Origin of the sequence: Variovorax sp. V93 (genome assembly GCF_041154485.1) — a bacterium.
Lineage (GTDB): Bacteria > Pseudomonadota > Gammaproteobacteria > Burkholderiales > Burkholderiaceae_C > Variovorax > Variovorax beijingensis_A.
The window spans coordinates 5,097,103-5,117,193 of the sequence record NZ_AP028669.1; the positions used below are offsets into that span (position 1 = coordinate 5,097,103).

At 69.1% G+C, this 20,091-nt stretch carries 22 protein-coding genes; 7 read left to right on the forward strand and 15 right to left on the reverse strand.

The features are described 5' to 3' along the window. Positions 1-173 precede the first annotated feature (173 nt). The gene (gene aqpZ, locus ACAM54_RS24215) at positions 174-881 is read left to right on the forward strand and encodes an aquaporin Z (protein WP_145739472.1); all 708 of its coding nucleotides are present in this window, start codon (positions 174-176) and stop codon (positions 879-881) included. Here aqpZ and ACAM54_RS24220 read toward each other — a convergent pair whose 3' ends face one another. The 5 genes from ACAM54_RS24220 to ACAM54_RS24240 form a co-directional block, all read right to left on the reverse strand. Further along, entirely contained in the window at positions 882-1,220 is a 339-nt protein-coding gene (locus ACAM54_RS24220; protein WP_369649190.1) for a hypothetical protein, read from the reverse strand. 111 nt (positions 1,221-1,331) lie between these two features. Further along, positions 1,332-2,756, reverse strand: coding sequence for a sensor histidine kinase (locus tag ACAM54_RS24225; RefSeq protein WP_369649191.1), 1,425 nt, complete (start codon positions 2,754-2,756; stop codon positions 1,332-1,334). Positions 2,757-2,817: 61 nt separating this feature from the next. Next, positions 2,818-3,474, reverse strand: coding sequence for a response regulator transcription factor (locus ACAM54_RS24230; protein ID WP_145739467.1), 657 nt, complete (start codon positions 3,472-3,474; stop codon positions 2,818-2,820). Positions 3,475-3,560: 86 nt separating this feature from the next. After that, a complete protein-coding gene (locus ACAM54_RS24235; protein ID WP_369649192.1) occupies positions 3,561-4,679 on the reverse strand; it encodes a winged helix DNA-binding domain-containing protein in 1,119 nt (372 codons plus the stop codon). A 10-nt stretch (positions 4,680-4,689) separates the two neighbouring features. Continuing rightward, a complete protein-coding gene (locus ACAM54_RS24240; RefSeq protein ID WP_369649193.1) occupies positions 4,690-5,511 on the reverse strand; it encodes a pseudouridine synthase in 822 nt (273 codons plus the stop codon). Positions 5,512-5,654: 143 nt separating this feature from the next. On the opposite strand from ACAM54_RS24240, the gene ACAM54_RS24245 reads away from it, so the two are divergent. From ACAM54_RS24245 to ACAM54_RS24260, 4 genes are all read left to right on the forward strand, one after another. Then, the gene (locus ACAM54_RS24245; RefSeq protein ID WP_369649194.1) at positions 5,655-6,794 is read left to right on the forward strand and encodes a glycosyltransferase; all 1,140 of its coding nucleotides are present in this window, start codon (positions 5,655-5,657) and stop codon (positions 6,792-6,794) included. Then, the gene (locus tag ACAM54_RS24250; protein WP_145739461.1) at positions 6,791-7,282 is read left to right on the forward strand and encodes a hypothetical protein; all 492 of its coding nucleotides are present in this window, start codon (positions 6,791-6,793) and stop codon (positions 7,280-7,282) included. The genes ACAM54_RS24245 and ACAM54_RS24250 overlap by 4 nt, the downstream gene beginning before the upstream one ends. Next, complete coding sequence (locus ACAM54_RS24255; RefSeq protein WP_369649195.1) at positions 7,279-7,857, forward strand: tyrosine-protein phosphatase; 579 nt, start codon at positions 7,279-7,281, stop codon at positions 7,855-7,857. Before ACAM54_RS24250 ends, ACAM54_RS24255 begins: the two co-directional genes overlap by 4 nt. A gap of 100 nt (positions 7,858-7,957) precedes the next feature. After that, a complete protein-coding gene (locus ACAM54_RS24260; protein ID WP_369649196.1) occupies positions 7,958-9,088 on the forward strand; it encodes a zinc-binding dehydrogenase in 1,131 nt (376 codons plus the stop codon). A gap of 147 nt (positions 9,089-9,235) precedes the next feature. On the opposite strand, the gene kdpE is transcribed toward ACAM54_RS24260, so the two are convergent. From kdpE to ACAM54_RS24300, 8 genes are read right to left on the reverse strand one after another with little or no spacing between them, the layout of a single operon-like run. Next, complete coding sequence (gene kdpE, locus ACAM54_RS24265) at positions 9,236-9,928, reverse strand: two-component system response regulator KdpE (protein WP_369649197.1); 693 nt, start codon at positions 9,926-9,928, stop codon at positions 9,236-9,238. A gap of 4 nt (positions 9,929-9,932) precedes the next feature. Next, entirely contained in the window at positions 9,933-12,689 is a 2,757-nt protein-coding gene (locus ACAM54_RS24270) for a DUF4118 domain-containing protein (protein WP_369649198.1), read from the reverse strand. A 23-nt stretch (positions 12,690-12,712) separates the two neighbouring features. Next, positions 12,713-12,844, reverse strand: a complete 132-nt coding sequence (locus ACAM54_RS24275; protein WP_369649199.1) for a hypothetical protein — start codon at positions 12,842-12,844, stop codon at positions 12,713-12,715. After that, positions 12,834-13,403: a potassium-transporting ATPase subunit KdpC gene (gene kdpC, locus ACAM54_RS24280; protein WP_369649200.1), complete on the reverse strand. Its 570-nt coding sequence runs from the start codon at positions 13,401-13,403 to the stop codon at positions 12,834-12,836. Before kdpC ends, ACAM54_RS24275 begins: the two co-directional genes overlap by 11 nt. A 13-nt stretch (positions 13,404-13,416) precedes the next feature. After that, positions 13,417-15,513 carry a potassium-transporting ATPase subunit KdpB gene (gene kdpB / locus ACAM54_RS24285; protein ID WP_369649201.1) on the reverse strand — a complete coding sequence of 699 codons (2,097 nt, stop codon included), beginning with the start codon at positions 15,511-15,513 and terminating at the stop codon, positions 13,417-13,419. Positions 15,514-15,524: 11 nt separating this feature from the next. After that, positions 15,525-17,330, reverse strand: coding sequence for a potassium-transporting ATPase subunit KdpA (gene kdpA, locus ACAM54_RS24290; protein ID WP_369649202.1), 1,806 nt, complete (start codon positions 17,328-17,330; stop codon positions 15,525-15,527). Between the two features lies 1 nt (position 17,331). Then, positions 17,332-17,430, reverse strand: coding sequence for a K(+)-transporting ATPase subunit F (kdpF, locus tag ACAM54_RS24295; protein WP_145739447.1), 99 nt, complete (start codon positions 17,428-17,430; stop codon positions 17,332-17,334). Then, entirely contained in the window at positions 17,427-17,552 is a 126-nt protein-coding gene (locus tag ACAM54_RS24300) for a hypothetical protein (RefSeq protein WP_369649203.1), read from the reverse strand. Before ACAM54_RS24300 ends, kdpF begins: the two co-directional genes overlap by 4 nt. Positions 17,553-17,728: 176 nt before the next feature. Between ACAM54_RS24300 and ACAM54_RS24305 the strand changes: the two genes are divergently transcribed. Both ACAM54_RS24305 and ACAM54_RS24310 read left to right on the forward strand, forming a co-directional pair. Then, complete coding sequence (locus tag ACAM54_RS24305; RefSeq protein WP_369649204.1) at positions 17,729-18,397, forward strand: helix-turn-helix transcriptional regulator; 669 nt, start codon at positions 17,729-17,731, stop codon at positions 18,395-18,397. Positions 18,398-18,435: 38 nt separating this feature from the next. Further along, complete coding sequence (locus ACAM54_RS24310) at positions 18,436-19,017, forward strand: superoxide dismutase (RefSeq protein WP_145739444.1); 582 nt, start codon at positions 18,436-18,438, stop codon at positions 19,015-19,017. A gap of 4 nt (positions 19,018-19,021) precedes the next feature. Here ACAM54_RS24310 and ACAM54_RS24315 read toward each other — a convergent pair whose 3' ends face one another. Together ACAM54_RS24315 and ACAM54_RS24320 are read right to left on the reverse strand one after the other, a co-directional pair. Continuing rightward, positions 19,022-19,399, reverse strand: coding sequence for a VOC family protein (locus tag ACAM54_RS24315; RefSeq protein WP_369649205.1), 378 nt, complete (start codon positions 19,397-19,399; stop codon positions 19,022-19,024). A 147-nt stretch (positions 19,400-19,546) separates the two neighbouring features. Further along, entirely contained in the window at positions 19,547-20,089 is a 543-nt protein-coding gene (locus ACAM54_RS24320; protein ID WP_369649206.1) for a hypothetical protein, read from the reverse strand. Between the last annotated feature and the right edge of the window lie 2 nt (positions 20,090-20,091).

The window sequence follows — 20,091 nt, forward strand, 5'->3', positions numbered from 1 at the left end:
AAGCCCTTTAGCGGTTTGCGCAACGCGTGTCAGAAACAAAAGACCGCTGAACTGTGAACAGGTTCCGCCAGCTGCAACAACATGCGTGACGCATGCTGTTTACGTTCCTAGAATCCGCCCGCGCGCGGCCCCCGGCCACGCAATTTTTTTCAACTTCTGGAGGGATGGAGCAGATGGAACATAGCACCTACAAAAAGTGGTCGGCCGAGTTCATTGGTACTTTCTGGCTCACGCTGGGCGGCTGCGGAAGCGCGGTCCTGGCGGCGGCCTTTCCGAACAACCTGGGCATCGGCTTCCTGGGCGTCGCGCTGGCGTTCGGCCTGACGGTGGTGACCGGCGCCTATGCGCTCGGTCCCATCTCGGGCGGCCACTTCAATCCGGCGGTGTCGATCGGCCTCGCAGCCGCGGGGCGCTTCAAGGCCTCGCAGCTCGCGGGCTACATCGTCTCGCAGGTGCTGGGTGCGATTGCCGCGGCCGGCGTGCTCTACCTGATTGCCACCGGCAAGCCCGGCGCCGACATCGGCGGCTTCGCCACCAATGGCTTCGGCGAACACTCGCCCGGCAAGTACGGCATGACGGCCGCGCTGGTGTGCGAGGTGGTGATGACCGCGGTGTTCCTGATCGTGATCCTCGGCGCCACCGCCAAGCGCGCGGCCGGCGGCTTCGCGGGCCTGGCCATCGGCCTGTGCCTCACGCTGATCCACCTGATCTCCATTCCGGTCACCAACACCTCGGTGAATCCCGCGCGCAGCACGGGCCCGGCGCTGTTCGGCCCGTCGTACGCGGTGTCGGAGCTGTGGCTGTTCTGGGTCGCGCCCATCGCGGGCGCGATCATCGGCGCGCTGATCTACCGCGCGCTGCTCGGCAACAGCGACGACTGATCAACTGCCGCTGGCCGACTGCACGAGCGGCAGCGAGGTCGACTGCCCGATCGACTCGGTGCCCGTCGCATGCGAGGCCGCATAGGCGCCGGCCTGCACGTCGGACACCCGCGTCGTCGAGTTCATGGCCGGCGCGCTGGTCGACTGGCCGATGGACTCGGTGCCGTCGGGACGCGCGGCGGCCATCGCGCCGGCCTGCACGTCGGGGTTCTCGGGCGAATTCATCTGCAGCGGGTGGTAGTCCGAGCCGTCGGTGGTCTCGGCCGACGCATTCACGGCACCGAGCGCCGCGAACGCGGCGAAGGAGCCAAGGGCAAGAAGCTTGAAGGAAGTGCGCATGGTGTGTGCTCCTGAGGGTTTGTCTCCGGCCGCGTGCCATCGCGCGAACTGCGCGTGGCAGGGCCTGGATGCACTCTAGGCAGCCCGGCTGAGCGCGCCGTGAGCAGGAAATTAGCTTGGCGTGAGCGGCGCCGTTGCCGCAGTCGCCGCCGGCGGCAGGTGCACCCGGGCCAGCAGCCCCGGCCCGCCGCCACCTTCTGCCTCATCGCGGTTGCGCAGCTCGACGCGCAGGCCATGCCGCTCGGCGGCCGTGCGCGCAATCGCCAGCCCGAGCCCGCTGCCGCCGGCCGGAGCGCCCGGCACGCGAAAGAAGCGGTCGAACACGCGGCCGATCGACGAGGCCGGAATGCCCGGCCCGTTGTCGAGCACGTCGACCACTGCATGGCCGTCGACCTCGTGCAGCCGCACGTCGACCACGCCGCCTTCGGGCGCATAGCGCAGCGCGTTGTCGATCAGGTTGTCGAACACGCTGCGCAGCTCGGCGGCCGGCGCCTGCACCACGGGCGCGATCGAGCCCTCGAAACCGATGTCCACGCGCCGCGCGTCGGCCAGCACCATCAGCTGGCTCACGCTCTCGCGCAGCAGGGTTTCGATGTCGACCGCTTCGCGCGAGGGCGCGAGCGGGCGTCCCGGCGCGTCCTGCCGCGAGAGGCTCAGCAACTGCTCGATCAGGTGCTGCGCGCGCGTGACGCCGGCCTCGAGCTGGTTGAAGCGCTCGGTGGCTTCGCCGGCGGGCACGTGCGCGCGCAGGTTCTCGATCTGCAGGCCGATCGCGGCCATCGGCGTGCGCAGCTCGTGAGCCGCGTCCTGCACGAAGCGGCGCTGCGTGGCGAAGGCACTGCGCACGCGCGACAGCAGGTGGTTGAACGCGTGGACCAGCGGCGCGATCTCGTCCGGCACGCGCGCCAGCGACAGCTCGGTGGGGCGGCGCTCGTCCTGCGAGGCCACGTCGCGCGCCACCGCGCGCAGCGAGCGCGAAGCCGCCGACACGATGAGCCAGAGGATCAGCAAGGCCAGCGGCAGCAGCAGCGCGATGGGCAGTCCTTCGAGCAGCGCGCGGCGCAGCGCCCGGCGCCGGCGGTAGTCCTCGTTCTGCAGCACCTGCACGCGCGGCTGGTCGGCGCGCGGCCCGGCCTCGGCCGTGAACACGCGCCAGCGCGACGGCGTGGGCGCATCGGCGCGCGCATCGCTGAAACCCGGCCGCGGCTGCAGCGGCACCACGGCCAGCGGCGGCCAGGAAACCGCGCGCAGCGTGCGGCCATCGGCGCTCCAGAGCTGGACCACGAAGGAGCCGCGCACCAGGGCGGCATTGCCGTCGAGCGGGCGCGGGGTCCCGGACTGGCCGCTGCCCGCATAGGAATCGGCCACCAGCCGCATCTGCTCGTCGAGCGCGTTGTGCACCAGGTCGCCATAGGCCACGAAGGTGAACCACGCCGTGAGCGCCGCCGCCACCAGGTGCAGCGTGACGAGCCAGAACAGCAGTTGGGTGCGCAGCGAGCGCGGGCGCCACCAGCGGCCGCCGCGCACAGAGGTCATTGGCAAACCTCCGTGCTTCGCACTGCGGTGCGAGCCCCCTTCGGAGCGGCCGGGCGGGGGCTCATGCCGCAACGCGCCAGCCGAGCCCGCGCACGTTGCGGATCGAATCGGCGCCGAGCTTGCGGCGCATGCCGTGGATCAGCACGTCGATGGCGTTGCTGGTCACTTCCTCGCCCCAGCCGTAGATGCGGTTCTCGAGCTGCTCGCGCGAAAGGATGGCGCCGGGCCGCTCGAGCAGGGCGTGCAGCAGCGCGAACTCGCGCGCGGTGAGCGCCTCGCGCGCCCCATCGACCAGCACCTCGCGCGTGGTGAGGTCGAGCTGCATCGTGCTGCCGCCGATCAGCGAATGCGCGGCGCCGTCGCGCCGGCGCACCACGGCCCGCATGCGCGCGAGCAGTTCGCGGAACTCGAAGGGCTTCCGCAGGTAGTCGTCGGCGCCCAGGTCGAGGCTGTGGATGCGGTCGTCCAGGCCGTCGCGCGCGGTGAGCACCAGCACCGGCGTGGCGTCGCCGCGTTCGCGCGCGCGGCGCAGCACCTCGGTGCCGTCCTGCCGCGGCAGGCCCAGGTCGAGCAGCACGCAGGTGTAGCCGCCGTCGCCGAGCGCGCTTTGCGCCAGTTCGCCGTCGCGCACCCAGTCGGCCGACCAGCCTGCGCCCTCGAGCGCCTGCTTCAGGCTGCGCCCGATCATCTCGTCGTCTTCCACCAGCAGCACACGCATTGCGGCGACTCCTTGGGCGCCAAGGTAGCACGCGATCGGGATGACCGGTAGTGTCCTGCGCCGCGGCGCAGCGTAGGGGCGAAGTCTTAGGCGGGGCTTAGCACGCGGACTTCGTGCCGCTCGCCCTCGCCATCCGCTGCAAAGGCCAGCAGGCGCATGGCCTCTTCCTGCACGCCGAGCCGCTCGGCCTTCGGCCAGCGGGTGAAGGGCTCCAGCACCACCGTGGCCGTGTTGTTCTTCGCGCGCTCGATCTTCCAGACGCCCGCGACGAAGCCGTCGAGCAGCACCGTGCCACGCACGATGCCGTTGGCAGTGAACACGCGGGCGCGGTGCGCCTCGCTCATCACGCGGCTGCGGTCGGCATGCGAGAGCAGCAGGTTGTCCCATTCGGCGACGAGGCGCGGCGGCGCGGGCGTGTCGGGCCCGGGGCGCGGCGCGCGCGGCAGGTCGAACAGTTCCTGGCCCTGCTCGCCGATGAAGCTGCGCAGCTGCGGCCGGAGGCGCTCGGCCACGGCCTTCCAGCCCGCGAGGCCCGACCATGCGCCGGCATCGGCGAGTGTGGCGGGGCCGAAGGCTGCGAGGTAGCGCAGCAGCAGCTCGTCCTGCGTGGCCGGTGCGGCATCGGCGGCGGATTCTCCGAGCCACTGTGCGATGGGCTGCAGCCGTGCGTTCTGGTGCGAGTTCCAGCTGCCCGCGGGCGGCAGGTGCACCAGCGGCACACTGTTGCGGATGAGTGCGGCGAGCGAGGCGGGCTCGCGGTCTTTCCAGCGCGCCGCAAGGGCCCGGCCGAGTTCGGAGCTGGTGAGCGGGCCTTCGCGCAGCAGCGCGAGGCCCGCCTGCACCACCACCGCACGGTCGATGCCTTCGAGCGCCCGCGCGTGGCTGCTGCCCTGCAATCCGCGCTGGTGCACGGGTTCGAGCAGCGGCCGCCAGGCCAGCGCATCCGATGCGGCCATCAGGTGCAGCGTCGCGCGCATCGTCGACATGCGCACGACGCGGCGCTGCTTGAGGGCTTCGGTCAACTGCTCGCGGCGAAAGCCTTCGAGCCGGCTCCACAGGCCGATGTAGGGCGGGTTCGGCGCCTGCGCCTGCAGCCCCGCGAGCTTTTCGATGGCCTGCGCGGGCGTCGCCTTGCGCCGCTCCAGCAGCATCTGCCGCGCCAGCGTGGCCCGGTTCAGCGCGCGCTGGCTCAGCACCACGGCCATCGGCAACGGCTCAGAACTTCTCGTGCGGAGCGAGGTAGCGCCACTGCCCCACGGGCAGGTTGCCGAGCATCACACGGCCGATGCGCACGCGCTTCAGGCCCACCACCTTCAGGCCGACCAGCTCGCACATGCGGCGGATCTGGCGCTTCTTGCCCTCGGTGAGCACGAAGCGCAATTGCTCGGGGTTCTGCCATTCGACCCGTGCCGGCTTGAGCGGCTGGCCGTCGAGGCTCAGGCCGTGGCGCAGCCTGGCGAGCATTGCGGGCGGGAAGACCGCCTGCACATTGGTCGTGACGGGATCGTCGTCGTCCATGCGCACCAGCTGCCCGGTGGGCGCGGGCTGGCCCAGGCCGTGGTAGGCCACGCGCACCAGGTACTCCTTCTCCATCACCGAGTCTTCGCCGATCAGCTGGCGCGCGATGCGCCCGTCCTGCGTCATCACCAGCAGGCCGATGGAATCGATGTCGAGCCGCCCGCACGGCGCCAGGCCGCGCAGCTGCTGCGGGCTGAAGAAGAAGCGCGCGTTGTCCTCGGCCCAGCGGTTCTGCGGCGTGAAGAGCGTCACCGCGGGCTCGTGGCCGTCCTCGGCCTGGCCGCTCACGTAGCCGATGGGCTTGTTGATGAGGATGGTGACCTGCGTCGCCTGCTGGCCCTTGGCGGCCTTGTCGATCTCGATGCGGTCGGACGGCGTGACCTTCACGCCCATTTCGGCCGGCTTGCCGTTCACCTTCACCCAGCCGTTGGCGATCCATTCGTCGGCCTCGCGGCGCGAGCAGAGGCCGAGCTCGGCCATGCGTTTGTTGAGGCGGATCGGGGCGGGGGCGTCGGTCATGCGGGGCGCGGTCGGTTGGGGGCGGGTCACGCCCGGTGAAGCGGTGCGCAGCCGCATTTTCGCCGATGGGCGGCCGCCCGCGGGATGTGTCGCAATGCATGGGGATAATGCGCGCCAATGGCCCGCCGACGGCCCGGACCCGCATGACCAAAATCCTGATCCTCAGCGTGAGCGCCGGCAACGGCCACGTGCGCGCAGCGCAAGCCCTCGAAGCCGCGATGCAATCGGCCCCGCCGCACACGGCGGTCCACATCGATGCCATGGCCCACGTGGCCGGCGGCTTCCGCAAGGTGTACACCGACTGGTACATCCAGCTCGTGAACCGCGCGCCCGAGCTGTGGTCCTACCTGCACCAGCGCACCGACGCCACGCCGCACCACGCGCCTTCGCAGCGCCTGCGCCGCGGCATCGAGCGGCTGAGCACCGGCGCCCTGCTGCGCGAGATCCGCCGCGAGAAGCCCGACGCCGTGATCTGCACCCACTTCCTGCCGGCCGAGCTGCTGATGCGCGAGCGCAACCGCGGCCGCATCGACTACCCGGTGTGGCTGCAGATCACCGACTACGACCTGCACAACATGTGGCTGGTGCCGGGCATGGCAGGCTACCTGGCCGCGACGGAGGAAGTGGCCTTCAGGCTGCAAGCGCGCGGCATTCCCGCGGAGCGCATCCACGTGACCGGCATCCCGGTGATGCCGGCCTTCTCCGAGCCTGACGCGCCGGCGCTCGCGCGCAATGCCTGCGCCGCGGCGCTCGGCCTCGATCCCGCACGGCCGGTGCTGCTGATGGCGTCGGGCGGTGCAGGCGTCGGCGACCTGGCGAGCATGGTCGAGCGCGTGCTTTCGCTCGGCGGCGACAGCGGCTTGCAGGTGATTGCCGTGGCCGGCCGCAACGCCGAGGCGCACGGCAAGCTGCAGGCCCTGGCCGCGCGCCATCCGGGGCGCGTGGTCGCCATCGGCTTCACCCACGAGATGCACAGGCTCATGGCGGCGGCCGACCTGGTCGTGACCAAGCCCGGCGGGCTCACGGTGTCGGAGTGCCTGGCGCTCGGCAAGCCGATGCTGCTGATTTCGCCGATTCCGGGGCAGGAAGAGCACAACGCCGGCTTCCTGATGGAAGAAGGCGCGGGCTGGCTGGCCTACGACGCCATCGGCCTCGACTACAAGGTGGCACGCCTGATGGCCGACCCCGCCAAGCTCGCGGACATGGCCGAATGCAGCCGCGCGCTCGGCAAGCCGCGCGCGGCGGCCGCGGTGCTGCGCCACGTGCTGGGCGAAGCCGCATGACGGGCGCCGTGGAGAAAACGGGCGTGGCCCGCACGCTCGGCTACCTGGCATGGGTGGTGGTGATGGCCTTCTTCTTCGCCAATGCCGAGATCCAGATCGAAGGCGGCGCCGGCTGGGCCACCTCGCTGCCCACCTGGCGCATCGAGAACAGCATCTGGCTCGACATCTTCTGGGGCGGGCGCGCGATGACGGGCTACCACGCCTGGGTCTTCACCTTCATGGTGCTGGTGTTCCTGGCGCCGCTGGCCTTCAACGGACGCTGGACGTGGCGCGATTTCGGGCTGGCCGTGGCCGGCCTGATCGTGTTCTGGGTCTGCGAGGACTTCCTCTGGTTCCTCATCAACCCGGCCTTCGGCTGGGCGCGCTTCAATGCGGTGGATGCCTTCTGGCACAAGCACTGGATCTGGGGCGCGCCGGTCGACTACTGGGGCGGCCTGGCGGTGGCCCTGCTGATTTTGGTGACGCGGCATTGGCGGCGCGCGAAATGAGCGCAAGGAAGCACAAGCGCAGGAACGGCAGCGGCGCCGCCGCGGCGCACGCCGTGCCGCGCCCCGGGCACTGGGCCGATCCGCTCGACGCGCTCGGCGTCGAGAACCTGCACCGCATCACGCCCACGCTGTACCGCAGCGCGCAGCCGCGCATCGCCAACGTGGCGGCGCTGAAGGCGCTGGGCATCGGCACCACCGTGAGCCTGCGCTCCTTCAACGACGATCGGAAGGTGTTCGCGGGCAGCGGCATCCGCCTGGTGCGCGTGCCGATCAACACCTGGTCGATCGACGACGCCAAGGTGCTGCGCGCGCTGGTGGCCATTCGCGAGGCCGAGAAGCAGGGGCCGGTGCTGATCCACTGCATGCACGGCGCCGACCGCACCGGCGTGGTCGCGGCGGCCTACCGCATGGCGGTGCAGGGCTGGGACAAGGAAAGCGCGCGCCAGGAGATGTTCCGCGGCGGCTACGGCTACCACACGCTCTGGCGCAACATCCCGCGCTACATCGATCGCTTCGATGCAGAGAAGATGGGCCATGCGCTGGCCCACGCACCGACGGTTCCCGCGGTGTCCTGAAGGCGTCTGCAGCTTTCGCACGCCGCTCCTATACTGGCCGCCCCGTGGCCCTGGGCCACCTTCGAACCTGCCTCTTTCACGAGGCTCAAGGGGCTCATCCATGGCACTGCAACTGCGCTCCCTCATCCGTGCGAACGGCGAACTCGAACTCTCGCTGCACGACGAGCCGATTCCCGAACCCCAGGCGCACGAGGTCGTGATCCGCGTCGAGGCCTCGCCGATGAATCCGTCGGACCTGGGCCTGCTGTTCGGTGCGGCCGACATGGGCACTGCCAAGGTCTCCGGCACGCCCGAGCGGCCGATCGTCACGGCCGCCGTGCCCGAACGCGCCATGCCGGCCATGGCCGGGCGGCTGGACCAGTCGATGCCGGTCGGCAACGAAGGCGCCGGCGTGGTGGTGAAGGCCGGTTCGTCGCCCGCGGCGCAGGCGCTGCTGGGCAAGACGGTGGCCGCGATCGGTGGCGCGATGTATTCGCAGTACCGCGCGGTGGCCGCGGCCCAGTGCCTGGAACTGCCCGCGGGCACCGCGCCGGCCGAAGGCGCGTCGTGCTTCGTGAACCCGCTCACTTCGCTGGGCATGGTCGAGACGATGCGGCGCGAAGGCCACAAGGCGCTGGTGCACACGGCCGCCGCATCCAACCTGGGCCAGATGCTCAACAAGATCTGCCAGAAGGACGGCATCGCGCTGGTCAACATCGTGCGCAAGCCCGAGCAGGAAGCACTGCTGCGCGGCATCGGCGCGAAGTACGTGTGCAACGCGAGTTCGCCCACCTTCCTCGACGACCTGACGCAGGCCCTGGTCGAGACCGGCGCCACGCTGGCCTTCGATGCCACGGGCGGCGGCAAGCTCGCGGGCCAGATCCTCGGCTGCATGGAAGCGGCGCTGAACCGCACCGCCAAGGAATACAGCCGCTACGGCTCGACCACGCACAAGCAGGTCTACATCTACGGCGGCCTGGACCGCTCGCCGACGGAGTTCGTGCGCAACTTCGGCATGGCGTGGGGCATGGGCGGGTGGCTGCTGTTTCCGTTCCTGCAGAAGCTCGGGGACGAAGGCGCGCAGCGGCTGAAGGCGCGCGTGGTGGCGGAGTTGAAGACCACGTTTGCGAGCCATTACACGCGGGAGGTTTCGCTGCTCGAGGCCTTGCAGCTCGATGCGATCGGGGTGTATGGGAAGCAGGCGACGGGGGAGAAATTTCTGCTCAATCCGAACAAGGGCGTGGCGGCTTGAATGCCGCTGCCCTCACCCCTGCCCTCTCCCGGAGGGAGAGGGAGCAATAGCCCGACACCATCTCGCCGCTCCGTCTTGTCCCCTCTCCCTCCGGGAGAGGGCTAGGGTGAGGGCTCTGTGCCCCCGACAAAGCGCGGCGCCCGCCAGCTAAACCACCAACCGATACCCCACGGCCGTTTCGGTCAGCAAATGCCGCGGCTGCGCCGGATCCGCTTCCAGCTTCTGCCGCAAATGCCCCATGTAGATGCGCAGATAGTGGCTCTGGTCGGTATGCGACGGGCCCCATACCTCGCGCAGCAGTTGGCGCTGCGTGAGCACGCGGCCGGCGTTGGCGACCAGCACTGACAGCAATCGGTACTCGGTCGGCGTCAGGTGCACCTCGGCACCTGTGCGGCGCACGATGCGCGCGGCGCGGTCCAGTTCGACCTCGCCGAAACGGAACACCGCTTCTGCCGTTTCGTCGCCGCCCGCCGCGCGCGGCCGGCGCAGGTTGGCGCGCACGCGCGCGAGCAGCTCGCCGGTGCCGAAGGGCTTGGTCAGGTAGTCGTCGGCGCCGGCATCGAGCGCGGCGATCTTGTCGGCCTCGTCGCTGCGCGCGGACAGCACGATGATCGGCACGGCCGACCAGCCCCGCACATCGCGGATCAGGGAGACGCCATCGCCATCGGGCAGGCCGAGGTCGAGCACCAGCAGGTCGGGCTGGCGCGTGCCGGCCGCTGCGAGCCCGTCGCGCAGCGTGCCGGCCTCATGCACCAGCCAGCCTTCGGCCTCGAGCGCACCGCGCACGAAGCGCCGGATCTGCGGCTCGTCCTCGATCACGATGGCGGTGGGCGATGGCATGGATTCAGAATTGTGCTTCGGCTGTTTCCGGTGGTTCCCGGCGCGGCAGGGTGACCGTGAATTCTGCACCGCCGCCCTGCGCATTGGCCGCGGCAATCTCGCCGCCGTGCGCGCTCACCACGGCGCGGCAGATTGCAAGGCCCAGGCCCACGCCCGGCGTGGCCGACTCGGTTTCGCCGCGCGTGAACTTGTCGAACAGCTTCTGCTCGCGGCCCAGCAGCGCGGCGGGCAGGCCCGGGCCGTGGTCGCGCACCGTGAGCATCAGCGTGCCGGGCTCGGCCCGCGCGCCGACCACGATGGGCGGCGCACCGTACTTGGTGGCGTTCTCGATCAGGTTGACCAGCACGCGCTCGATCAGCACGGCATCGAATTCGACCAGCGGAAGCCCCGGTTCGAGCGCGGTCTGCACCACGGTATGGCCGAGCGCGGTGCGCGCCGCGCGGATGGCCGAGCCGACCACCTCCTCCACCGACTGCCAGTCGCGCCGCAGGTTCACCGCGCCGCCCGCGATGCCGCTTTCGAGCCTCGCCATGTCGAGCAGGTTGTTGACCAGCGCGTGCAGCTCGTGCGCCTGCGCGACGATGGCGTGCGCCGCCTCGGCGTGCGCTTCGGGCGGCAGCGTCTGCAGCGATTCAGCCAGCGCGATCAATGCGGTGAGCGGCGTGCGCACGTCGTGCGAAATGGCGCCGAGCAGCGCGTTGCGCAGGCGCTCCGATTCCATCTCGACCACCGCCTGCTGCGCCACCTCCACATAGTGCACGCGCTCCAGCGCAATCGCGATCTGCCGGGCCAGCGTGTCGAGCTGCTGCGCCTGTTCCGGGATCAGCAGCCAGCGCGGCTGCGCCGGCGACAGCGCGAGCACGCCGCGCACGCGCATCGGCGCCTGCAGCGGCACGTAGTGCCAGGGCTGCGCCGCCAGCGTGGCGGTGGCCAGGCCCGCAGGCTGGCCGTGGCGGAAGGCCCAGTCGGCCACCTGCGCATCGAAGCCCTCAGGCGGGCTCTTGGGCAGCACGAGCTGGTCGGCCGCATCGGTGACCAGCACCAGCGCCTGGCCGCCGAAGTGCCCCTGCACCGCGGCGGCGCCCAGCGCCACCACCTGCGTGCTTTCCAGTGCGGCCGAGAGTTCGCGCGTGAGTTCGAACAGCGAGCGCGCGCGCCGCTCGCGGCTGGTCGACACGCCGGCCGCAAAGCGCAGCCCCGCCATCAGCTGGCCCACGAGCAGGCCCACGCCGAGCATGACCGCGAAGGTCAGCACGTACTGCACGTCGCTCACCGCGAACGACAGGCGCGGCGGCACGAAGAAATAATCGAACGCCGCCACGTTGAGCAAGGCCGCAAGCGCCGAGGGCCCGCGGCCGAAGCGCATGGCCACGCCGACCACGCCCAGCATGAACAGCATCACGATGTTGGACAGCTCCAGCACGCGGGCCAGCGGCGTGCAGACCAGCGTGAGCACGACGCTCGCGGCCGTGGCCCAGGCATAGCCCGGCCAATGGACAGGCGCCTTCTCGTGGTCGTCGTCATCGGCGCGCGTGGCGGCGATGGGCGCGCGCGCCAGGCGGCGCGAGCTGTCGGCGCGGCCGACTTCCATGATGTCGAGCGCGGGCGCGCGCCGCGCCAGCGCGCGCGAAAGCGGCATCGGCGTGGCGGGCCACCAGCGGCGCCAGCCGCCGGGCTGCTCCGGGCGCCCCAGCACCAGCGTGGCGCAATTGAGCCGCCGCGCCTGCTCGGCCAGCTGCTCGGCCACGTCGGAGCCGGTGAGCACCGCGGTGGCCGCACCCAGTTCCTCGGCGAGCTTGAGCACCGCGAGGATGCGGTCGCGCTCCTCGGCGGCGAGCCGCTGCAGCCGCGGCGTCTCGACATATGCGGCGTGCCAGCGCACATTGAGCTGCCCCGCAAGCCGCGCCGCAGTGCGCACCGTCTGCGCGTCGCCCTCGTGCGGCCCGACGCACGCGAGGATCGCGCCCGAGGTGTTCCAGGCCTGCAGCGCGCCGCCCTGCCCGTCCTTTCCGTTGCGGCCGGCCGCGCCCGACTGCTCGACGCGCCAGCCGCGCACGTCGTCTTCCACATGCTCGGCGGTACGGCGCAGCGCAATTTCGCGCAGCGCGATCAGGTTGCCCTTGCGGAAGAAGTTCTGCGCGGCACGCTCGGCCTGCTGGGGCAGGTAGACCTTGCCGGCCGCGAGCCGCGCCGCGAGTTCGTCGGGTGTGACGTCCACCAGCACCACCTCGTCGGCTTCGTCGAGCACGGTGTCGGGCACGGTCTCGTGCACCCGCACGCCGGTGATGGCGCCGACCGTGCCGTTGAGGCTTTCGAGATGCTGCACGTTGAGCGCCGACCAGACCTCGATGCCCGCGGCCAGGAGCTCCTGCACGTCCTGCCAGCGCTTGGCATGGCGCGAGCCGGGCGCATTGGTGTGGGCCAGCTCGTCGACCAGCAGCACGGCGGGCTTGCGCGCGAGGGCGGCATCGAGATCGAATTCGGCGAGCCTGCGGCCGCGGTGGTCCACCTCCCGCAGCGGCAGCAGCTCGAGCCCCGCGAGCAGCGCCGCGGTTTCGCTGCGGCCATGGGTCTCGGCCACGCCGACCAGCACGTCGCGCCCCGCGGCACGCTCGCGCTGCGCGGCGCTCAGCATGGCCCAGGTCTTGCCGACGCCCGCGCTCGCGCCGAAGTAGATGCGCAGCTTGCCGCGCAGCGCGCGCGCCTCGTCGCTGCGCAGTTGCGCAAGCAGGGCATCGGGATCGGGGCGGGTGTCGGGCATGGTGCTGGCGGTGGCTGCGCAGGTTAGCGCATCGGCGCGCCCTTGCGGCGCTTGGCATGCCGCCGCGCGGTGCGCGAAAGCGCCCACCAGGCAAAGACCAGCGGCGCGAAGAGTGCTGCAAATGCCAGCAGCAAGCGGAAGAGGTCAGTGGCCATCGAGCGCGAGATTCAATGCCAGCACATTGACGCGCGGCTCGCCCAGCCAGCCCCAGAGCGGTGCCTGCGTGTGGCTGGCGACCAGCGCCTTCACCTGCTCGGGCGGCAGCCCGCGCACGCGCGCCACGCGTGCCGCCTGGTAGAGCGCGGCGGCGGGGCTGATGTCGGGGTCGAGCCCGCTGGCCGAAGCCGTGACGAGATCGACCGGCACCGGCGCAGTGTTGCCCGGGTCCGCGGCGCGCAGCGCCTTGACGCGGCCCTTGACCGCTTCGGCCAGCGCCGGGTTGAGCGGTCCCTGGTTCGAGCCGCCCGAGGCGCTCGCGTTGTACGGCTGCGGCGCGGTGGCCGAGGGCCGGCCCCAGAAGTGCTTCGGATCGCTGAAGTTCTGGCCGATGAGGCTGGAGCCCACGGCGGAGCCGTTGCGCACGACCAGGCTGCCCGCGGCCTGCGACGGAAACAGCGCCTGGGCGGCACCGGTGACGGCCAGCGGGTAGACCAGGCCGGTGAGCGCACTCAGCAGTGCGAAGAGCACCAGCGCGGGACGAATGATGTTGTTCATGGTGAAGAGCTCCTCAGACCAGATGGACTGCGACCAGCAGCCAGTCGATCAGCTTGATGCCGATGAAGGGAACGAGCAGGCCGCCGAGGCCATAAATGGCCAGGTTGCGGCGCAGCAGCGCGGCCGCGCCCACCGGCCGGTAGCGCACGCCCTTGAGCGCGAGCGGAATCAGGAACACGATGACCAGCGCGTTGAAGATCACCGCCGAAAGAATCGCCGACGACGGACTCGCGAGCCGCATCACGTTGAGAGCGCCGAGCTGCGGGTAGGTCGAGACGAAGATCGCCGGGATGATCGCGAAGTACTTCGCCACGTCGTTCGCGATCGAGAAGGTGGTGAGCGAGCCGCGCGTCATGAGCAGCGCCTTGCCGGTTTCCACCACCTCGAGCAGCTTGGTCGGGTTCGAGTCCAGGTCGACCATGTTGCCGGCCTCCTTCGCCGCCTGCGTGCCGCTGCCCATGGCCACGGCCACGTCGGCCTGCGCGAGCGCGGGTGCGTCGTTGGTGCCGTCGCCGGTCATCGCAACGAGGCGGCCTTCGGACTGGTACTGGCGGATCAGCGCGAGCTTGTCCTCGGGCGTGGCTTCGGCCAGGAAGTCGTCGACGCCGGCCTCGGCCGCAATGGCCGCGGCGGTGAGCTTGTTGTCGCCGGTGATCATCACGGTCTTGATGCCCATGCGGCGCAGCTCGGCAAAGCGCTCCTTGATGCCGGTCTTGACGATGTCCTTGAGCTCGACCACGCCGAGCACGCGATTGCCCTCGGACACGGCCAGCGGCGTGCTGCCGCGGCGGGCGGTTTCCTCGGACGCGCGCAGCACCTCGGCCGGCATGCTGCCGCCGATCGATTCGACATGCCGGCGGATCGCATCGACCGCGCCCTTGCGCAGCAGCACCGCGTCGGCATCGAGGCTGTTCGGCGCGGCCGGCAGGTCGACGCCGCTCATGCGGGTCTGGGCAGTGAACGGCACGAAGCGCGCGCCTTCGACAGATGCGGCCTCCAGGCCATCGCGGCGAGCGAGTTCCACGATGCTGCGGCCCTCGGGCGTTTCGTCGGCCAGAGACGCGAGCATCGCGGCGCGTGCGAGGCGGCCCTTCGGCACGCCGGGCGCGGGCAGGAAGGCACTCGCCTGGCGGTTGCCGTGCGTGATGGTGCCGGTCTTGTCGAGCAGCAGCACGTCGACGTCTCCGGCCGCTTCCACGGCACGGCCCGAGGTGGCGATCACGTTGGCCTGCATCATGCGGCTCATGCCGGCCACGCCCACGGCCGAGAGCAGGCCGCCGATGGTGGTGGGAATCAGGCACACCAGCAGCGCCACCAGCGCGGTCAACGACACCACGGCGCCCGCGCCTGCGGCCTCCACGCTGAACAGCGAGAACGGCAGCAGCGTGACGGTGACCATCAGGAACACGAGCGTGAGCGCGACCAGCAGGATGGTGAGCGCGATCTCGTTGGGCGTCTTGTGGCGCTTGGCCGCCTCGACCATGCCGATCATGCGGTCGAGGAACGACTCGCCCGGGTTCACCGAGATGCGCACTACCAGCCAGTCGGACAGCACGCGCGTGCCGCCGGTCACCGCCGAGAAGTCACCGCCCGATTCGCGCACCACGGGCGCCGATTCGCCGGTGATCGCGCTCTCGTCGACCGAGGCCACGCCCTCGATCACCTCGCCGTCGAGCGGGATGACGTCGCCGGTCTCGACCAGCACCACGTCGCCCCTTCGGAGATTCGGCGCCTGTTCGGGAAGCCACTGGCTTCCGTGACGCGGTTCCTTGAGCTTCTTGGCCCAGGTGTCCTTGCGCAGGCCGCGCAGCGAAGCGGCCTGCGCCTTGCTGCGGCCCTCGGCCAGGGCTTCCGCGAAGTTCGCGAACAGCACGGTGAACCACAGCCAGATGGTGATGGCCAGCACGAAGGCAGGCTTCATGCCGGTGTCGCCCGGAAAGCTCAGCGCATGTACCCAGAGCAGCGTCGTGAGGATGCTGCCGATGTAGACGATGAACATCACGGGGTTGCGCCACTGGGTGCGCGGGTTCAGCTTGGCGAAGGCGCCCCACAGGGCGGGCTTGACCAGCGACGCATCGAGCAGCGAGAGAGTTGTCTTTGTATGAATCATGGTGCGCTCCTTCATTTCCAGAGCACGAGGTGTTCGACCACGGGTCCGAGCGCCAGCGCCGGCACGTAGTTGAGAAGGCCGACCAGCAGCACCGTGCCGATCAGCAGCGAGACGAACAGCGGCCCGTGCGTGGGCAGCGTGCCGCCAGTGACGGGCAGGCGCTGCTTTGCCGCGAGCGAGCCGGCAATGGCCAGCACCGGCACGATCACCGCGAAGCGGCCGAGCCACATCGCAAGCCCGAGCAGGCCGTTGTAGAACGGCGTGTTGGCCGAGAGGCCCGCGAAGGCGCTGCCGTTGTTGTTGGCGGCCGAGCTCAGTGCGTAGAGGATTTCGGAGAAGCCGTGGGCGCCGGGGTTCGCGATGCCGGCCTTGCCCGCACCGGCCAGCACCGCCACCGCCGTGCCCGCCAGCACCAGCACAGGTGTGACCAGGATGGCGATGGAGATCAGCTTCATCTCGCGCACCTCGATCTTCTTGCCGAGGTACTCGGGCGTGCGGCCGATCATCAGCCCCGCGATGAACACCGCGAGCATCGCGAAGATCAGCATGCCGTACAGGCCGCTGCCCACGCCGCCGAACACCACCTCGCCCAGCTGCATCAGCACCATGGGCACCATGCCGCCAAGCGGCGTGAAGGAGTCGTGCATCGCGATCACCGCGCCGCACGAGGCGGCCGTGGTGACGGCGGCGAAGAGCGCCGAGGCATCGATGCCGAAGCGCACTTCCTTGCCTTCCATGTTGCCGCCGCTTTGCAGCACGCCATGCAGCTGGTCGACGCCGAGCGCGCCGAAGAGCGGATTGCCGGCCTGCTCGGCGGGAATGACGACCATCACCGCGGCCACGAACATCACCGTCATCGCCGCGAGCACCGCCCAGCCCTGGCGCAGGTCGCCCACCACGCGGCCGAAGGTGAAGCACAGCGCCGCCGGGATCAGGAAGATCGCGAGCATCTGCAGCAGGTTGCTGAGCGCGGTCAGGTTCTCGTAGGGATGCGCCGAGTTGGCGTTGAAGAAGCCGCCGCCGTTGGTGCCGAGCATCTTGATGGCTTCCTGCGAAGCCACCGGCCCCATGGCGAGCGTCTGCGTCCTGGTGGTGGCGTCTTCCATCACCGGCTCACCCTTCTCGTTCTTCAGCGGCTGGCCGTCGGCACCGTTCTTCGGCTGCTGGAAGGCCGTGGCCTCGACCGTGTCTACGGTCTTGTAGGCCTCGAAGTTCTGGATCGCGCCCTGGCTCACGAAGAACACCGCGAGCACGAACGACAGCGGCACCAGCACCCACAGCGTGATGCGCGTGAGGTCGGCCCAGAAGTTGCCGACCAGGCCCTTGGCCTTGCCGTCGCCGCGCCGCGCGAAGCCGCGGATCAGCGCGAAGGCCACCGCGATGCCCGTCGCGGCCGAGAAGAAGTTCTGCACCGCGAGCCCAAGCATCTGCGTGAGATAGCTCATGGCCGACTCGCCGCCGTAGCCCTGCCAGTTGGTGTTGGAGACGAAGCTCACCGCGGTGTTGAAGGCCGAATCGGGCGAGATGGCGCCCATGCCCGCGGGATTCAGCGGCAGCCAGCCCTGCAGGCGCTGCAGCGCATAGACGAAGACCGCGCCCACGGCATTGAAGGCCAGCAGCGCGAGCGCGTAGCGCAGCCAGTGCATCGATTGCTCGGGGCGCGTGCCTGCGAGCCGGTAGAGCGGCGCCTCGACGCGCTGCATCCAGCGCGGCACGCGCTCGTTGCACAGCGCGGCAAGGAATTTGCCGACAGGCCAGGCCAACACCAGCAGTGCGGCCAGAAAAAGAGCCAACAGGCCCCATGCGGAAGAAGTCATTTCAGAACTCCTCGGCACAGATCAGCGCGAACACGAGGTACGCGAACAGGAGCACGGCCACCAGCGCGCCGAAGCCGTAAAGCGCTTCGAGGCCGATCACGATGCGTCCCCTTGCGCCGTTCCCGCCGCATTCTTCGGCGCGCCAAGCCGGTCCAGCCCGACGGCCATGGCCGCGGCCACGGCCCCCAGCGCCAGAAGGGCGCCCATCCAGACGAAGTCCATTCATCACTCCTCAAGCGAAAACAAGGACTCGAGTCTCGGCAGGCGTCCGTAAAAACGGGAAACAGAGTCGGCCAGGGCGCATAAAGAAACCGTAAAAGCGTCCCCTCTTTTCCAAAGGGCTCGACAACACCTCGGCCGCCGCTTGATAATCAAAGCAGCTTCTTTGAATAAGAAAGATGACCTCGCGCCCCCTCGACGCCAAGCCCGCCTGGATGCCGCACCAGCCGGCGGACCGCATCCTGTCCACGCTCAAGACCCGTGGCGCGCTCGGCATTCCCGACATCGCCAAGGTGCTCGACGTCACGGTGGAGGCCGTGCGCCAGCAGATGGCCAAGCTGCAGGCCGAGGGCCTGGTCGATGCCGAGAGCCGTCCCGCGGGCCGCGGCAGGCCCACGCAGATATGGCGCCTTACCGGCGCCGGCCACGCGCGCTTTCCCGACACGCATGCCGAGATGACGGTGCAGATGATCAGCGCCGTGATCAGCGTGTTCGGCGAGAAGGGCATGGACCGGCTCATCGGCGCGCGCGAGGAGGCCATGCGCGCCAACTACCGCGAGGCCATGCGCGGCACGCGCAGCCTCAAGAACAAGCTCGAGCGGCTGGCCGACATCCGCAGCCGCGAGGGCTACATGGCCGAGTTCCGGCCCGAGGGCGACGGCTTCCTCTTCATCGAGAACCATTGCCCCATCTGCGCCGCGGCGCGCGCCTGCACCGGCTTTTGTCGCAGCGAGCTGCAGCTCTTCGACGAAGTGCTGGGCCCCGGCGTGAGCGTGAGCCGCGTCGAGCACGTGCTCGCGGGCGCGCGGCGCTGCGCCTACCAGGTGAGCCCGAAGAGCGCGCCCTGATTCGATTCGATTTCTAACCCCGAAAGGAAAAACCCACCATGGAACACACCCTGCCGCCCCTGCCCTACGCCCTCGACGCGCTGGCACCCGAGTACTCGAAGGAAACCCTCGAGTACCACTACGGCAAGCACCACAACGCCTACGTGGTGAACCTCAACAACCTGCAAAAGGGCACCGAGTTCGAATCGATGCCCCTTGAGGAAATCGTCAAGAAGTCCAGCGGCGGCATCTACAACAACGCCGCCCAGATCTGGAACCACACCTTCTTCTGGAGCTGCATGAAGCCCCAGGGCGGCGGCGCTCCGAGCGGCGCGCTGGCCAAGGCCATCGATGCCAAGTGGGGCAGCTACGACGCGTTCAAGGAAGCGTTCGTGAAGTCGGCCGTGGGCAACTTCGGTTCGGGCTGGACCTGGCTGGTGAAGAAGGCCGACGGCTCGCTGGACATCGTGAACATGGGCGCCGCGGGCACGCCGCTGACCACCGGCGACACACCGGTGCTGACGGTGGACGTCTGGGAGCACGCCTACTACATCGACTACCGCAACCTGCGCCCGAAGTTCGTCGAGACCTTCCTGGCCAAGCTGGTGAACTGGGACTTCGCGGCAAAGAACTTCGGCTGAGCGCTCAGCCGTTGATGAGGTTCAGGATGTTCCCGTCCGGGTCCTTGAACCACGCGACCTTCATGTCGCCCATGACGTGGATGTCGCCTTCGAGCCTTGCGCCGGGCATGTCGTAGTGCTCGAAGCGCACGCCCTTGGCCTTGAGCGCGGCCACGAGCCGCTCGATATCGCCATCGACCGGCCAGGTCACGGCCGTGGCCTGGTTGGTGCCCGCGAAGGCCGAGCGGTACACGTTGACGCGTGAGTTGCCGCTGCGGTAGACGATCACCTCGTCGCCCTCGGCATCGACCTGCGCCAGGCCCAGCGTGTCTTCATAGAAGCGGCGCGCCACGGCGAGATCCTTCACCGCGAGATTGGCCACCGCGTTGATGTTTCCGAGCATGAGAGTCTCCTGTGAAGCCCATCGCGCAGTGGAAGCGCGGCGGGCGAGCCAAAAATACTCAACCATTTGGTGGAGTATTTGACTCGCGGTGGCCCGTGTCAATACCGGGCTAGTTTGCTCGCGCGACCCGTGGGGCAACCGAAAGCTCTATGGCGCGCGGGTTGTGGGAGGCAAAAGCACACAAAACGCTTCTTCGACATCTTGAGCCTTAACCAAGGAATTGTTCGAAGCCAACGAATAGCTTTTGACCTTCTTCCTGCCTCTTATGAAATTCATCATGTGAGGCCCACCTTTGCTGGAGTAAACCACGACTCCATCCAATCCTTCATCCACCCCAATTTCGGGGTCTTTGAACGATTTTAGCAAGTGATTCAAACGCTGAAGCGATGGCCTGTCTTTTTCAATAAAAACCTTTCGAATCAGATCGTCGGTAATTCCATCAGGGCGCTTTTTCATATACAAGGTTGACCCCCACTGCTCCCAACGCACGCCGCAACTCGAATCAACCCGGCCCGAACGTATGAAATCACGAATTACCTCATCAACATTCAACCCCTTGACCCCCTTCTCCAGGTTCACCCAAACTACAAGTCGATCATCCCTATATCCCGCAAATGAGTTCAAAGAAAAACCAAACAAAAAGGCGGCCCAAGATGCAAAAACCACACTTTTGAAGAACAAAAAATTCATCA

Coding starts and splice junctions, on each gene's coding strand:
- aqpZ (WP_145739472.1), top strand. CDS start 174: ATGGAACATAGCACCTACAAAAAGTGGTCGGCCGAGTTCATTGGTACT.
- ACAM54_RS24220 (WP_369649190.1), bottom strand. CDS start 1,220: ATGCGCACTTCCTTCAAGCTTCTTGCCCTTGGCTCCTTCGCCGCGTTC.
- ACAM54_RS24225 (WP_369649191.1), bottom strand. CDS start 2,756: ATGACCTCTGTGCGCGGCGGCCGCTGGTGGCGCCCGCGCTCGCTGCGC.
- ACAM54_RS24230 (WP_145739467.1), bottom strand. CDS start 3,474: ATGCGTGTGCTGCTGGTGGAAGACGACGAGATGATCGGGCGCAGCCTG.
- ACAM54_RS24235 (WP_369649192.1), bottom strand. CDS start 4,679: ATGGCCGTGGTGCTGAGCCAGCGCGCGCTGAACCGGGCCACGCTGGCG.
- ACAM54_RS24240 (WP_369649193.1), bottom strand. CDS start 5,511: ATGACCGACGCCCCCGCCCCGATCCGCCTCAACAAACGCATGGCCGAG.
- ACAM54_RS24245 (WP_369649194.1), top strand. CDS start 5,655: ATGACCAAAATCCTGATCCTCAGCGTGAGCGCCGGCAACGGCCACGTG.
- ACAM54_RS24250 (WP_145739461.1), top strand. CDS start 6,791: ATGACGGGCGCCGTGGAGAAAACGGGCGTGGCCCGCACGCTCGGCTAC.
- ACAM54_RS24255 (WP_369649195.1), top strand. CDS start 7,279: ATGAGCGCAAGGAAGCACAAGCGCAGGAACGGCAGCGGCGCCGCCGCG.
- ACAM54_RS24260 (WP_369649196.1), top strand. CDS start 7,958: ATGGCACTGCAACTGCGCTCCCTCATCCGTGCGAACGGCGAACTCGAA.
- kdpE (WP_369649197.1), bottom strand. CDS start 9,928: ATGCCATCGCCCACCGCCATCGTGATCGAGGACGAGCCGCAGATCCGG.
- ACAM54_RS24270 (WP_369649198.1), bottom strand. CDS start 12,689: ATGCCCGACACCCGCCCCGATCCCGATGCCCTGCTTGCGCAACTGCGC.
- ACAM54_RS24275 (WP_369649199.1), bottom strand. CDS start 12,844: ATGGCCACTGACCTCTTCCGCTTGCTGCTGGCATTTGCAGCACTCTTC.
- kdpC (WP_369649200.1), bottom strand. CDS start 13,403: ATGAACAACATCATTCGTCCCGCGCTGGTGCTCTTCGCACTGCTGAGT.
- kdpB (WP_369649201.1), bottom strand. CDS start 15,513: ATGATTCATACAAAGACAACTCTCTCGCTGCTCGATGCGTCGCTGGTC.
- kdpA (WP_369649202.1), bottom strand. CDS start 17,330: ATGACTTCTTCCGCATGGGGCCTGTTGGCTCTTTTTCTGGCCGCACTG.
- ACAM54_RS24300 (WP_369649203.1), bottom strand. CDS start 17,552: ATGGACTTCGTCTGGATGGGCGCCCTTCTGGCGCTGGGGGCCGTGGCC.
- ACAM54_RS24305 (WP_369649204.1), top strand. CDS start 17,729: ATGACCTCGCGCCCCCTCGACGCCAAGCCCGCCTGGATGCCGCACCAG.
- ACAM54_RS24310 (WP_145739444.1), top strand. CDS start 18,436: ATGGAACACACCCTGCCGCCCCTGCCCTACGCCCTCGACGCGCTGGCA.
- ACAM54_RS24315 (WP_369649205.1), bottom strand. CDS start 19,399: ATGCTCGGAAACATCAACGCGGTGGCCAATCTCGCGGTGAAGGATCTC.
- ACAM54_RS24320 (WP_369649206.1), bottom strand. CDS start 20,089: ATGAATTTTTTGTTCTTCAAAAGTGTGGTTTTTGCATCTTGGGCCGCC.